Raw genomic sequence first — 12503 nt, forward strand, 5'->3', positions numbered from 1 at the left:
CTCGATTTGCTTTCAGTGGGGCCGGCTGGGCCGGAAGGTTTTGGACTCGTCTGCAGTGCGTCACTGCATGGGAAGAGAGATTAAATTCGACACCCTTGCTCCACCAGACGGCAAAATTCACTTCTAGCGTTCCATTTTCAGAACGATTACAGCAGACCATCCCTCAGATCCGCGGCTCACAAGGGCCGAGCTCCCAGGCGAGCACTGCCACCACTCAGAGCCCCGTCCCAGAGCCTCCCAACTTCAGGTCCTATAGAAACCCACCTACCGATGGTCACACAGGTCTTTACAAGAAATACTGTATTTACATACAGTATTTTCCATCCAGCCCGCGACCGAACCCCGGAGGCCTCCCATGCATGCTGCAACCTACGACCAACTGTCCGCCCGCGTGAACGCCCTGCTGGCTGACCCGACCACGCTCAAGAGCCTGGGCATCACCCTGCGCCGCGAGCCCAGCGATGATTCCGCCGCGTGGAGCCAACTGGTCACCGACTTGCGCCAGGCGCCGAACCTGACGCTGCTGCCCCTGCAGGACGGCGCCATCCGACTGGCCTGGCACAGCTGGCTGGATTGAGGCGAGAGCTGGCAAGCTAGCGCCAGAAAACTCCGCCCATGACAAGGACAGCATGCGTACCCTGAACGTCTCTTCTTTCATCTTCGGCCTGGCATTCCACTGTTCCCCTGTGTTCGCCAGTAGTCCTTCTCCTGCTGCAGAGCAGCACTATGAGCAGGCCCGTTCAAGCCTGGAACAAGCCCGGCAGATGCTCGCCGATAGCAAAGGTTTCTCTGCGGGAAAGCTGGAGGTGGTGATAGACAGCGCCAACGCCGAACTGCAGAAAGCTACCGAACTCGGGCACCCGGCCGCCGCGTTCTACCAAGCGCAGCTCATTCTGAATATGCGAAGCAGTGATACCGAGAAACGCAGCCAGGCGTGCTCGCTGCTGGAGACCTGGGCCGAGAAAGGTTTTGTGGCTGCCGCGGTCATGAACTTCAGAAAATGCGACCGCTCCTATCTTCGGTTTGACGATGCCAGTCCCGAACATCAGGCGGCGTTGGGAGCACTGTCATCATCCCTCGCCGGAGGCGATCCCGCGCAGGCTTACTACCCCTTTCCGCAAGATGCCAGCCAGTGCTTCGGGGCAGGCTCTACCGAGACCGTTGCACTATCTCAGGCGCAATTCAGAGCCGAGGCCGAATACATTCTGGGTAGCGCCCAGCAGCCCGAAGACACCGAAACAGCAAAGCGACTAGTAGCCTGGCTGGATGACTCGGCAAACCATGGCTGCCAGATGCCTATGGATCCTCGCCCGTTTCTGCGGAAACTGTCGGGAAACCAATAAGGCTCCCGTACATAGATTCGCAAATGCCGTCGCGTAGGGAAGAAACCCAGGACAGACCACAAACACCCCATCCCGGCGAGGCTTACGGAGCCCCCATCCGCGCCGTATCGGCGATGGCGTTGCAGGTTTCCGGATTCAGGCAGTAGGTGATGTAGGTCACCTGCTTGTTACAGCCACGCACGCCGATGGTGTACTCCGTGCGCTCCATCGCCCGGCGCACGCTGGTGACCTTGCTCGACAGCACGCTACTGGTCACCGCCTCGCAGTTCATCTCGAACTTCGCCCGCGACTCGGTGGCCTTGATCGCCGCCTGCTGGTTGGAGGCAAGGAACTCTTCATTGCTCATGCAACCGGACAACACGGCGACAGCAGCCAGCACCGGCAGGGATATCGGTAGACGCTTCATGATGACGTTCTCCGTGTGGTTCCCCCGGATATGGTCAGCTTCTGGAGTCTAGATCGCGCCGAAGGAAACGTCCGGCGTGCAGTTCGTCGGTTGCGAAGGCGCAACGCCACTATCCCTCTAGGCTCACCACTGAGGGTATTGCAGTGGAGCGACGCGCGATGAATCTCGACGACGATTTCGACCTCAGCGATTTCAACTTCGATGACCTGACCATCGATGAACTCAGCCTGGTTCCCATGGAGTCCGCCGCCACGCCCGATGCGGTGACGCCGGCCAGGACAAAGGCCAAGTTCCAGATCGATACCCGCCACACCGAGCGCCGTTGCAGCGCCGACCGACGTCAATCCATCCGCTTCGAAGACGACCGCCGCAAGGGCGACCGGCGCGGTAGCGGCGTCGGCGATCCCTGGGCGAAGACCGTCGACTTCTGAGCATCGACACCGCCGGGTGATTTGCCGGGGCTCGGGCTGAGCTGCTAGAAAGCGGTATCGCATTCAGATTTCCGATACCGCCATGAGCGACAGTGAAAAACCCAATACCCGCCTCTTCGACCTCGACCTGCTGCGCGCCATCGTCACGGTGGCCGATTGCGGCAGCTTCACCACGGCCGCCGCGCGCCTGCATTCGACCCAGTCCACCGTCAGCCAGAAGATCCGCCGGCTGGAGGAGATGGCCGGACATCGCCTGCTCGAGCGCGGTAATCGCGATGTGCTGCCCACCGATGCCGGCGATACGCTGCTGGGCTATGCGCGGCGGTTGCTGGCGCTGAATGACGAAATGGTCGAGGCGCTATCCGGCGCCACCGTGGCGCTGACGGTGCGCATCGGCGTGCCGGATGACTTCGCCACCGGGCGCACTACCGAGCAACTGGCCGCGTTCAACCGCCGTTACCCACAGGTGAAGCTGGAGGTCACCAGCGGGCTGAGCCGTGACCTGTCCGCCAGCTACGACCGCGGCGAACTGGACCTGGTGCTGCTCAAGCAGCGGCAGAACGCCCGCGAAGCGGTGGCCTGCTGGCCGGAAAAGACGCGCTGGGTGGATAGCGCAAAGAACGCCTGCATCGAGCTGGACCCGCTGCCCATCGTCACCTTTCCGCCGCGCGGGGTGTATCGCGACGAGATGATCGCAGCGCTGGAGTCCATCGGCCGGCGCTGGCATATCAGCTTCACCAGTTCGAGCCTCTCCGGCATCCAGTCGGCCATCGCCGACGGCATGGGCATCGGTCTGCTGCCACAGCGCGCGGTGACGGCGGAACACGCCGTGCTACCGAAGAATATCGGGCTACCCTCGGTGGACGTCTTCGAGGTGGCCATGCTGCACCGCCCGGCGGTCGACCCGATGGTGAAGGAGCTGGCGCGCGTACTGTCACGGGTCCTGGCGCAGGATACGAAGGGCTGACACGCATTTGTAAATCGAATACAGCGGATTCCAACATTTAATTTGTGCATGAACACGCCGCTGGATATCGTGGTTTCCAGCGACGGCCAGCGCACCGACAAGCGCGCCGCTCTGCACGCATTGCTCACCACGGCGCCTTACGCGCCGGGCAGCAAGACAACAATGAGGAATTACCCCATGGCCAAATCCACTTATTACGCGCCGCACGGCGGGCACCCGGCACAGACCGAGCTGCTCACCGACCGCGCCATGTTCACCGAAGCCTATGCCGTGATCCCCAAGGGCGTGATGCGTGACATCGTCACCAGCCACCTGCCCTTCTGGGACAACATGCGCATGTGGGTCATCGCCCGCCCGCTGTCGGGCTTCGCCGAGACCTTCTCGCAGTACATCGTCGAACTGGCGCCCCAGGGCGGCAGCGACAAGCCCGAGCAGGACGTCAACGCCGAGGCGGTGCTGTTCATCGTCGAGGGCGAGCTGAGCCTGACCCTGCAGGGCGAAGTGCACACCATGAAGCCGGGCGGCTACGCGTTCATTCCGCCGGGCGCCGACTACAAGGTGCGCAACACCAGCGGTCAGCACACCCGCTTCCACTGGATCCGCAAGCACTACCAGAAAGTCGACGGCGTACCGCTGCCCGAAGCCTTCGTCACCAACGAGCAGGACATCGAGCCGCGCGTGATGCCGGACACCGAAGGCCGCTGGAGCACCACCCGCTTCGTCGACATGGCCGACATGCGCCATGACATGCACGTGAACATCGTGAACTTCGAGCCGGGCGGCGTGATTCCGTTCGCCGAGACCCACGTGATGGAGCACGGCCTGTACGTGCTGGAAGGCAAGGCGGTGTACCGCCTGAACCAGGACTGGGTCGAGGTGGAAGCCGGCGACTTCATGTGGCTGCGCGCCTTCTGCCCGCAGGCCTGCTACTCCGGTGGCCCCGGTCGCTTCCGCTACCTGCTGTACAAGGATGTGAACCGCCATATGCGCCTGACCCTGAACCAGCCGCACTGAGTGGCCGGTTCAGCCGGGAACTGACTCCGGCTCCCGCAGCGACACCTGAAAACCGGCACCCAGGCGCCGGTTTTTCTTTTGCCGCGTCGCCCGTGCCGTGACCGACCTCGCGTGGCAAGCGTGCCCCAGTCTGCTAAAACGTCTGGCTGGAAAACGTTTCGCAGTTGCCGAGGAAACAGGTACATGGAAGTCCGGTTCTTGCCGCAAACCGAGTTCGACAACGTCCTCTTCTACCGCGCCGCCACCTTGCTGATCCTGCTGGCGATGACGGCCTTCACGCTGATCAAGATGTTCGGCGGCATCGTCCCCCCGCTCTCGCTCCTGCCCCTGTTCCTGCTGATGCTCGATGTACGCTTTGCCGTGGAATGGCTGCGAGTCGCGCGCGCCGAACCGGCTTTCATCGAGAAGGGCGAGTTGGTGCTCTGCGGCCAGGACAGCCACCGGCAGATCGCGCTGGAGAAAATCAGCTCGGTGCGCAGCCGCCACAGCCTGTTCATGGTGCGGCGCTACCGCAGCTGGTCGGAGCACCTGGCGTTCGTGGAGTTCACGCTGGACAGCGGCGAGCGCGTCTCCACCCTCGCCGAAAGTCGTGTCTTCGAGCGGCCGGCCGCCTCGGGCACCCTGGCGGCGGTCGAATCGGCCATTCTCGCAGCGAAGCTGAAGCGCCAGGCCGGCGTGCCGGGCGCTGTCAGCGGCGGTCGATGACGACTCAGGGCGAGCCGAACATCGCCGTCCAGTAGATGCCCGCGTCGCTCTTCGGGTCCGCCGCGTAGGCCGCGCCCAGTTCGCTGTACTGCGGGTTCATCAGGTTGGCGCAATGGCCAGGGCTGGCCAGCCAGCTGTCCACCACCTTCTGCGCGTTGCCCTGTCCGGCAGCGATGTTCTCGCCGATGCGCTGGCCGGCATAGCCGTTCAACTCCGCGCGGTCACCCGGGGTACTGCCGTCACGGCCCTTGTGGTCGAAGTAGTTGTTATTGGCCATGTCACGGCTGTGCGCCTCGGCGGTGCCGCCCAGGGTCGCGTTCCAGCTCAACGCGCCGGCCGGGCCGAAGGCCTGCCCGCCGCACTGGCGACCCTTGCCACGCGCGGCGTTGATCGCCTGCAGCACTTGCTGGCCTTCGGCTTCCCAGGTGCCCAGCTTGCCTTGCAGCAGAGGGCGACCGAGCAGCACGCGCCAGTCATCGCCTTCACGAACGATGCCGACATCGACGAACTGCGGGTCCAGCAGCACCTGGCAGAAGCTTTCCTGCAGCGCCTTCATGGCGGCCGTGACATCGCGCGGGCCGGTCAGGCTGAGCATGCGCACGCTGCTCATCGGGTAGCCGGCCTGGTTCAGTGCGGCCTTCCACTCCCCCGCCGAAGCCGGCAGCGCCAGGCGCGAGTCCGGTGACAACGGCGGCAGCACCTGCGAAGCCTGGCCGCCGCAGGACTGCACATCGCCCCGGTAGGCGTTGATGGCTTCGAGCAGTTGGTCCTGGTCGGCCGCGCTGGCAGAGGCAGCGGCCAGCAGGCCGAGCGACAACAGCAGGCTACGCGGAAGGAACGACTGGCTGGGCATGGACGGCTCCGATGGTCGAAAAGAGCTCAATGATGCGGGATTTCTTGGCGTTTGGCTGCGGCCGGCGTGAATGGGTTCCCTCGCTGGGGCGCTCTGCTGAAACCTGCGGTAAAGGTTGTCGGCTGCACGCCTCGGAGAATTTCCCAGCCACCTGACATAAGGCAAGGGCCCTGCCAACTACCGTTGTATGCCACCCGACATATCGGACAATTCAGGAACCTGAACAAAGTCCGAGCCACAGCGGGAGGTGCGCAGTGCTCAAACCGATTCGCGTGTTCTGCTTTACCTTCCTGCTGGCGGTGCTTGCCTCGCTGCTGGCCGGCTGGCACATGCTGCAGATGAAGCAGGATGCGCTGGCCTATGCCCACGCCAGCGGCAAGAACACCCTGCTGCTGGTGGAGCGCGAGTTCCACCGTGACCTCGACGTGCACGCACAGACTCTGCTGACACTCTCCAATGTCATCACCGGCCCGGCGACGCCGGACCTCTCGCAACAGGTTCTGCAGGAGCTCGTCGAAGGCCACGCCGCCGGCTCGATGCACGCGGGCACCCTGGTGGTGACCGACGCCCAAGGCCAATTGCTGGCCGACCTGAACCACGCCGGCGAGTCCAGCCAGGACCTGTCCATGCGCGACTATTTCAAGATCGCCCGCGACAATCCCGGCCGCCTGTTCCTCAGCCATCCCTTCATGCCGTCCTATCCCGGCTCTTCGACCAGCACCGCACTCAGCCGCGCGGTGACGAACAAGGACGGCCAGTTCGTCGGCGTGGTCGCCGCAATCAAGGAACTGCAGCACCTGGAGTCGTTCGTGCGCGGGCTGGACCTGGGCAAGCACGGGGTGGTCTCCATCCGCCTACTCGATGGCACCGTGCTCGCCCAATGGCCGCCGGAGCTGCCGCGCGCCAGCGAGGAAGAGATCGACACCTTCCGCGAGTTCATCGCCAGCGGCCACAACGACTACTTCCGCCAGCAGGGCACCACCTCGGATGCTTACTGGCGCGGCTACCGACGCATCGGCGACTACCCGGCGGTGGTCTCGGTAGAGTTGTGCCGCGAGGTGATCTTCCAGACCTGGACCGCGCGGACCTGGGTCACCAGCGGCCTGTTGCTGGCGATCAACGCTGCAACGTTGTTCTTCGCCTATCGCCTGACCCGGCACCTGCGCCGCCGCGACGCCCAGGAGAATCGCCTGCGTACCGAAGCCGGCACCGACCCGTTGACCGGTCTGCACAACCGTCGCTGGTTCGACGAAAAGGCCAAGGGCGAGTGGCAGCGCCGCCGCGGCGGTGATGGACCCCTGGCAGTGCTGATGATGGATATCGACCAGTTCAAGGCCTACAACGACCACTACGGCCATCCGCGTGGCGACCTGGCGCTGATCAACGTGGCGCACCTGGTCGGCCAGGGCTGCCAACGCGAGGACGACGGCGCCGCACGCTACGGCGGCGAGGAATTCGTGGCGATCCTGCCCGGCTGCGACACCGCTGCCGCCGCTCGGGTGGCCGAATCCATCCGCCGTTCTGTGGAGGAAACCGCACTCCCCCACGAGAAGAGCACACGCGGCATCGTGACCATCAGCGTTGGCGTGGCCAGCACCTCGGATACCGAGGCGGACAGCGTCGAGGCACTGATCGCCGCGGCCGATGCCAACCTCTACAAGGCCAAGGAAGCCGGGCGCAACAAGGTGGTGGCCTGAACGCCGGTCAACGCGGCTCCATCACCTCGACTTCCTGGATGGCGAAATCGCGGCGCAGGTACTCCATGCGCCGCTCGTGGAACTCGCGCATGTGCGGCAGCGCGGTGTGAATGGCCAGGTGCTCGCGGCTCTGCCAGACCTCGAAGAAGGTGAACAGCGTCGGGTCGTTCACGTCGCGCAGCATGTGGTACTGGATGCAGCCATCCTCGGCACGACTGGGCGTCAGGTAGGTACGGAACAGGTCCTCGAAGGCCTGGGATTTTTCCGGAAGGGTGTGGGCCTGAAGGATGAAGGCGTACATCGGTGGTAGTCCTGCGTTAAGGAAAGATTGCCTTATCCTGACGCAAATCAATCTTCTCCATTTTTGATTCTCACGCACGGATCATTTGTCCGGAAGCGGGTTTTTCCATCCCTGGTCGCCCGATATTCTGCGTCCATCGATTTTCTCACCCTTCAGATTTCGGGAGCCCACCCCATGAAAAAGATCCTGCTGATCAATGGCGGCAAACAGTTCGCCCACTCCGACGGCCGCTACAACGCCACCCTGCATGAAGCTGCCATCGCGCACCTGGACCACGCCGGTTTCGACGTGAAGGAGACCTTCATCGACGGCGGCTACGACATCCAGGAAGAAGTGCAGAAAATGCTCTGGGCCGACGTCATCGTCTACCAGATGCCCGGCTGGTGGATGGGCGCGCCCTGGACCGTCAAGCAGTACCTCGACGAGGTGTTCACCGCCGGCCACGGCAGCCTCTACGCCAACGACGGCCGCACCCGCTCCGACGCCTCGCAGAAGTACGGCAGCGGCGGCCTGCTGCATGGCAAGCAGTACATGATCTCGGCCACCTGGAACGCCCCGCAGCAGGCCTTCGACGACCCGACCGATTTCTTCGAGGGCAAGGGCGTGGACGCGGTGTACTTCCCCTTCCACAAGGCCAACCAGTTCCTGGGCATGAGCCCGTTGCCGACCTTCCTCTGCGTGGACGTGATGAAGCGCCCGAACATCGAGGGTGATGTGCAGCGCTACCAGCAGCACCTGAGCGAAGTGTTCGGCACCAAGGCCTGATCGCCCCCATCCCGGTGCGTCATTCGTCCTGCGTGACGTTTCGCAGCGTAGATGCCGGTCGTATCGCAGAACGTAGGATGGGTGGAGCTTGCGATACCCATCAGCAATCCCTCCACGGAAATCGATGGGTATCGCTGCACTCCACGCCATCCTACAAAATCGGGCAAGCCACCCAGCGCCTGGCATTGGGTTCAGGCCTGGAATCGGCTAGGCTTCGCCCTTTCCTACTGCCTGTTCAGGAGTTATCCCATGGCCCGTGCATCCGCCCGTCACATCCTGGTTTCCAGCGAAGCCAAGTGCAATGAACTCAAAGCATCCATCGAAGGCGGCGCCGACTTCGCCCAGGTGGCACGCGACAACTCCACCTGCCCGTCCGGCCGCAGCGGCGGCGACCTGGGCACCTTCCGCCCGGGCCAGATGGTCCGCGAGTTCGACCAGGTCGTGTTCAGTGCCCCGCTGAACGTCGTCCAGGGTCCGGTGAAGACCCAGTTCGGCTACCACCTGGTGGAAGTGACCAGCCGCGAGGACTGATCCGCTTCGCCCGCGCCGCGCCCATTTTGGGGGGCGGCGCATCCCCTCCCTCCCCGCGTTACACCGGCCCGCCCCGGGCCACCAGCATCACGCCAAGCCCCACCAGGATCGAGCCGCATACCCGCGGCATCAGGCGTTGCCCCCGCCCCTTGCCCAACGCCCCGAGCAGTAGCGCAGCGAACAGCACGGCCAGCACGTCAGCGGTGGAGAACACCAGGTTGACGATCATCCCGAGGATGAAGAACTGCAGGCTCACCGGCAGGCTTGCGGACGGGTCGACGAACTGCGGCAGGAAGGTCAGGAAGAACAGCGCCGTCTTGGGGTTGAGCACCTCCACTATGATGCTGTCGCGCAGCACCTTCGGTCGTGCTTCGCCCACTTCCTCACCACTGGCACCCAGGCGGTGCCGGCCGAAGATCATCGTGCCGCCGAGCCAGATCAGGTAGGCGGCCCCGGCCAGCTTCAGCGTGAGGTACAGATGGGGGGCGTGGTGCAGCAGCGCGGCGAGGCCGGCGCTGGCGGCGAGGATGTGTGCGTAGCAACCCAGGTGGATGCCCAGTGCGGCGTGCAGGCCGGCGCGGCGGCCGTGGGCGAGAGTCTGCGAGGTCATGTAGAGGATGGCCGGGCCGGGCATGCAGGCGAAGGCCAGCGTCGCCACGGCGAACGAGGCCCAATAGGCAGGCAGTGTCATGGTGTGATCCTTCCCTTGATCGGGTATCGGCCGATGCGCATCAAGGCAACATCTGGTCCGTGTCGGGAAGGTTAGGGAGTGCAGCAGGTCGGGCACATACGACAGTTGCCGTATTTTTTCCGGTAGTGCGCAGCGCTAGTCTCTATCGGAACGACTCACCGACAGGACGCGCGGCATGCGCACGCAGGCAGACCACAGGTTCGACTCAGGCACTGGGAACGCCCAGGCGGACGGCATAGGCCGCGAGTTCCGCGGTGCTGTGCAGGTCGAGCTTGCGCATGAGGTTCTCGCGGTGCTTGCGCACGGTCAGCGGGCTGATGCTGAAGTGCTCGGCGATTTCCCGCGAGCTGCGGCCCTGGGCGGCCAGGGAAAGGATCTGCCGTTCGCGCTTGGTGAGCTCAACCGCACAGAGCAGGTCGGCCTCGCCCTGCGGGCGCCTGGAAGGCCTTTCCAGCTGGAAGCGCAGGCTGCGCGCCAGGTAGTGCTGACCGCTGCGCAGGGCGGCAATCGCCTCGAGCAGTTCGCCGGTGTCCTCGCCCTTGCTCAGGTAGCCGTGCACCCCGGCATCGAGCACCGAACGTACGGTAGCCAGTTCAGTGTTCGCGGTGAGCACCAGTATTCTCAGCCGAGGGTGACGCTGGCGCAGCTCATGGATGAACTGCAGCCGGTTGAGACCAGGCATGTTCAGGTCAAGCAGGAGAAGATCCGCCCGTTGTTCTTCCAGCAGCGCCTGCAGACGCTGACCGTCAGCGGCCTCACCGACCACCTCGACCCCAACCAGGGTCGACAGCAACAGACGCAGTCCATCCCTGACTATGCCGTGGTCATCGGCGATGAGCACCCGCAGTTCGTGCTTCCCTTCCATCTTTCGTCTCCCTGAGGCATTCCGGACATGCACAACAACCTGCAGCAGCGCGATCTGGTCGATCTCTTGTTCCGCCAATCGTACGCTGTGCTCTTCGCCAACCTGGTGATTCCCCTGCCGGTGCTGTACATCTTCCGCAACGCCCTGTCGCCGACGGCGATGGTCTGCTGGTTGGCCGCGCTCTACGCGCTCACGCTGGGCCGGATTGTCCTGGCACGCGCGTACTTCCGGCAAGCCCCTGCGCACACGCTGGGTAAAAACTGGCTGTGGGGCAACACGCTGCTGTCCTGGTCCAGCAGCCTGCTATGGGGCTGGCTGGGCTGGGCCGGGTTCGCCCATGGCGACCCGCAGCTGTTCGCCTTCACCTGCATCGTGCTCACGGGCCTGGTGTGCGGTGCGGTGCCGTCCCTGTCGGCCTATCCCCCGGCCTACATCGGCTCACTCACGGCCATGCTGCTGCCCCTGCTGGTGCTGTGCCTGAGCGTCGCCGACGAGCAGCACACCACCTACAGCTTCTTCATCGTCTGCCTCGCCGGGGTCAACCTCTACTACAGCCGGGTAACCTACCGCAGCCTGTGCGAGACCATCCGCCTGCGCCAGGAGAACTCCGAGCTGGTGCAGAGCCTGCGCGAACAGCGCGATCGGGCGCGCTCTGCCGACCAGGCAAAATCCCGCTTCCTTGCCGCCGCCAGCCACGACCTGCGCCAGCCCATTCATGCCCTCGGGCTATTCGTTGGCGCGCTCTCCGCCCTCGCCGAGCGCGGTCCGGTGGACTCTCGCCAGGCACGCGATATCGCCACGCGCCTGCGCGCCATGCTCGGCAACCTGGGCGACCTGCTCAACGGCCTGCTGGACATCTCGCGTCTGGACGCCGGCGTAGTGCCTGTGGCGCGCGAGCCGATCTCGCTGCACAAGCTGTTCGCCGACCTGCAGGAGGAGTTCGCCGGCACCGCCCGCGAACGCGAACTGCGCTGGCGCGTGCAGGACAGCCGGCAGTGGGTGGACAGCGACCCGCTGCTGCTCAAGCGCGTACTCGACAACCTGCTGAGCAATGCCTTCCGCTATACCCAGGACGGAGGCGTACTGCTGGGGTGTCGGCGACGTGGCGCGGAACTGGAAATCCAGGTGCTCGACACCGGCATCGGCATCCATTCCAGTCAGCAGGAAGTGATCTTCGACGAGTTCGTCCAGCTGCATAACGCCGAACGCGACCGCAAGCAGGGGCTCGGCCTGGGCCTGGCCATCGTGCGCCACACCGCACGCCTGCTCGGCCATCCCCTGGCGCTGACCTCGCAACCCGGCCGGGGAACCTGTTTCAGCCTGCGCGTACCGCTGACCGAGGCTCCGCTACAGGCCCCCTCGATGCCGCTGGCCGAAACCTGTCGCGGCCCCGAGCTGGGCATCATGGTGGTGGAGGATGAGTTTGACGTGCTGCAGGGGCTGTGCAAGCTGCTCGAGGTCTGGGGTCATCGCGTATACCCCGGCACCAGCGCCCTCCTCGCCTGCCAGCGCCATATCGAAGCCAGCCGCTGCGGCCGCGCCCCCGTCGACCTGATCCTCAGCGACTACCGCCTGGGTGAGGGCCAGACCGGCGCAGACGCCGTCCGGCGTATCCGCAGCTATCTCTCGCGCAAGGTGCCCGCGCTGATCATCACCGGGGACACCTCCCCCGAGCGCCTGCGTGAAGCCGCCGCCAGCGGCAGCCAGCTGTTGCACAAGCCGCTGGACACCGATCAGCTGCGCGCCGCCATCGCCAGCAGTCAGGAACTGACCAGTTCCGCCTGAAAACTGGCGCCAGGCCTTGTACCATGCGGGCTACGCCGACTCATCCGGGGCTAAAGTCGCGGCTGGTTCGGCCGATGCAATGGGTGAAACGAATCGGCAATAGCCTTCGTGCCTCACCACTAGAGAAAGCCCACGAATGTTCAACTCGC

15 protein-coding genes are annotated in these 12503 nt (G+C 64.4%); 10 read left to right on the top strand and 5 right to left on the bottom strand.

The features are described from left to right. The first annotated feature begins 355 nt into the window (after positions 1-355). Both FAS41_RS11825 and FAS41_RS11830 read left to right on the top strand, forming a co-directional pair. Positions 356-577 carry a DUF1654 domain-containing protein gene (locus tag FAS41_RS11825; RefSeq protein WP_138522402.1) on the top strand — a complete coding sequence of 74 codons (222 nt, stop codon included), beginning with the start codon at positions 356-358 and terminating at the stop codon, positions 575-577. 52 nt (positions 578-629) lie between these two features. Beyond that, the gene (locus FAS41_RS11830) at positions 630-1343 is read left to right on the top strand and encodes a hypothetical protein (protein WP_138522404.1); all 714 of its coding nucleotides are present in this window, start codon (positions 630-632) and stop codon (positions 1341-1343) included. Positions 1344-1425: 82 nt separating this feature from the next. Here FAS41_RS11830 and FAS41_RS11835 read toward each other — a convergent pair whose 3' ends face one another. Then, positions 1426-1749, bottom strand: coding sequence for a hypothetical protein (locus FAS41_RS11835; protein WP_138522406.1), 324 nt, complete (start codon positions 1747-1749; stop codon positions 1426-1428). 158 nt (positions 1750-1907) lie between these two features. Here FAS41_RS11835 and FAS41_RS11840 point away from each other — a divergent pair, with 158 nt between their 5' ends. The 4 genes from FAS41_RS11840 to FAS41_RS11855 all read left to right on the top strand — a co-directional run bounded on the left by FAS41_RS11840 (position 1908) and on the right by FAS41_RS11855 (position 4866). Further along, entirely contained in the window at positions 1908-2180 is a 273-nt protein-coding gene (locus FAS41_RS11840) for a hypothetical protein (RefSeq protein ID WP_138522408.1), read from the top strand. A gap of 82 nt (positions 2181-2262) precedes the next feature. Continuing rightward, a complete protein-coding gene (locus FAS41_RS11845) occupies positions 2263-3147 on the top strand; it encodes a LysR family transcriptional regulator (RefSeq protein WP_138522410.1) in 885 nt (294 codons plus the stop codon). A gap of 177 nt (positions 3148-3324) precedes the next feature. Further along, positions 3325-4161, top strand: a complete 837-nt coding sequence (locus tag FAS41_RS11850) for a bifunctional allantoicase/(S)-ureidoglycine aminohydrolase (protein WP_138522754.1) — start codon at positions 3325-3327, stop codon at positions 4159-4161. Positions 4162-4344: 183 nt separating this feature from the next. Beyond that, complete coding sequence (locus FAS41_RS11855; protein WP_138522412.1) at positions 4345-4866, top strand: hypothetical protein; 522 nt, start codon at positions 4345-4347, stop codon at positions 4864-4866. 4 nt (positions 4867-4870) lie between these two features. On the opposite strand, the gene FAS41_RS11860 is transcribed toward FAS41_RS11855, so the two are convergent. Further along, positions 4871-5719 carry a CAP domain-containing protein gene (locus FAS41_RS11860; protein WP_138522414.1) on the bottom strand — a complete coding sequence of 283 codons (849 nt, stop codon included), beginning with the start codon at positions 5717-5719 and terminating at the stop codon, positions 4871-4873. Between the two features lie 254 nt (positions 5720-5973). On the opposite strand from FAS41_RS11860, the gene FAS41_RS11865 reads away from it, so the two are divergent. Further along, entirely contained in the window at positions 5974-7416 is a 1443-nt protein-coding gene (locus FAS41_RS11865; protein ID WP_138522416.1) for a sensor domain-containing diguanylate cyclase, read from the top strand. Positions 7417-7423: 7 nt separating this feature from the next. Here FAS41_RS11865 and FAS41_RS11870 read toward each other — a convergent pair whose 3' ends face one another. After that, positions 7424-7717: a putative quinol monooxygenase gene (locus tag FAS41_RS11870; RefSeq protein ID WP_138522418.1), complete on the bottom strand. Its 294-nt coding sequence runs from the start codon at positions 7715-7717 to the stop codon at positions 7424-7426. A gap of 174 nt (positions 7718-7891) precedes the next feature. On the opposite strand from FAS41_RS11870, the gene mdaB reads away from it, so the two are divergent. After that, positions 7892-8482, top strand: coding sequence for an NADPH:quinone oxidoreductase MdaB (gene mdaB, locus FAS41_RS11875; protein WP_138522419.1), 591 nt, complete (start codon positions 7892-7894; stop codon positions 8480-8482). Positions 8483-8731: 249 nt separating this feature from the next. Next, positions 8732-9013: a peptidylprolyl isomerase gene (locus FAS41_RS11880; protein ID WP_138522421.1), complete on the top strand. Its 282-nt coding sequence runs from the start codon at positions 8732-8734 to the stop codon at positions 9011-9013. A 58-nt stretch (positions 9014-9071) separates the two neighbouring features. Here the strand turns inward: FAS41_RS11880 and FAS41_RS11885 are convergent, their stop codons facing one another. Both FAS41_RS11885 and FAS41_RS11890 read right to left on the bottom strand, forming a co-directional pair. Further along, positions 9072-9704: a LysE family translocator gene (locus FAS41_RS11885; protein ID WP_138522423.1), complete on the bottom strand. Its 633-nt coding sequence runs from the start codon at positions 9702-9704 to the stop codon at positions 9072-9074. A gap of 205 nt (positions 9705-9909) precedes the next feature. Further along, a complete protein-coding gene (locus FAS41_RS11890; protein WP_138522425.1) occupies positions 9910-10569 on the bottom strand; it encodes a response regulator in 660 nt (219 codons plus the stop codon). A gap of 27 nt (positions 10570-10596) precedes the next feature. Here FAS41_RS11890 and FAS41_RS11895 point away from each other — a divergent pair, with 27 nt between their 5' ends. After that, on the top strand, positions 10597-12354 hold the full coding sequence (locus tag FAS41_RS11895; protein ID WP_138522427.1) for an ATP-binding response regulator: 1758 nt from the start codon (positions 10597-10599) through the stop codon (positions 12352-12354). Positions 12355-12503: the final 149 nt, after the last annotated feature.

Source organism: Pseudomonas nicosulfuronedens (assembly GCF_005877905.1).
In the GTDB taxonomy this organism is placed as follows: Bacteria; Pseudomonadota; Gammaproteobacteria; order Pseudomonadales; family Pseudomonadaceae; genus Pseudomonas; species Pseudomonas nicosulfuronedens.

Bases quoted from the DNA above. Each gene is read 5' to 3' on its own strand.
- FAS41_RS11835 (WP_138522406.1), bottom strand. From the start codon at position 1,749: ATGAAGCGTCTACCGATATCCCTGCCGGTGCTGGCTGCTGTCGCCGTG.
- FAS41_RS11880 (WP_138522421.1), top strand. From the start codon at position 8,732: ATGGCCCGTGCATCCGCCCGTCACATCCTGGTTTCCAGCGAAGCCAAG.
- FAS41_RS11845 (WP_138522410.1), top strand. From the start codon at position 2,263: ATGAGCGACAGTGAAAAACCCAATACCCGCCTCTTCGACCTCGACCTG.
- FAS41_RS11830 (WP_138522404.1), top strand. From the start codon at position 630: ATGCGTACCCTGAACGTCTCTTCTTTCATCTTCGGCCTGGCATTCCAC.
- FAS41_RS11860 (WP_138522414.1), bottom strand. From the start codon at position 5,719: ATGCCCAGCCAGTCGTTCCTTCCGCGTAGCCTGCTGTTGTCGCTCGGC.
- FAS41_RS11890 (WP_138522425.1), bottom strand. From the start codon at position 10,569: ATGGAAGGGAAGCACGAACTGCGGGTGCTCATCGCCGATGACCACGGC.
- FAS41_RS11885 (WP_138522423.1), bottom strand. From the start codon at position 9,704: ATGACACTGCCTGCCTATTGGGCCTCGTTCGCCGTGGCGACGCTGGCC.
- FAS41_RS11895 (WP_138522427.1), top strand. From the start codon at position 10,597: ATGCACAACAACCTGCAGCAGCGCGATCTGGTCGATCTCTTGTTCCGC.
- FAS41_RS11850 (WP_138522754.1), top strand. From the start codon at position 3,325: ATGGCCAAATCCACTTATTACGCGCCGCACGGCGGGCACCCGGCACAG.
- FAS41_RS11870 (WP_138522418.1), bottom strand. From the start codon at position 7,717: ATGTACGCCTTCATCCTTCAGGCCCACACCCTTCCGGAAAAATCCCAG.
- FAS41_RS11840 (WP_138522408.1), top strand. From the start codon at position 1,908: ATGAATCTCGACGACGATTTCGACCTCAGCGATTTCAACTTCGATGAC.
- FAS41_RS11825 (WP_138522402.1), top strand. From the start codon at position 356: ATGCATGCTGCAACCTACGACCAACTGTCCGCCCGCGTGAACGCCCTG.
- FAS41_RS11855 (WP_138522412.1), top strand. From the start codon at position 4,345: ATGGAAGTCCGGTTCTTGCCGCAAACCGAGTTCGACAACGTCCTCTTC.
- mdaB (WP_138522419.1), top strand. From the start codon at position 7,892: ATGAAAAAGATCCTGCTGATCAATGGCGGCAAACAGTTCGCCCACTCC.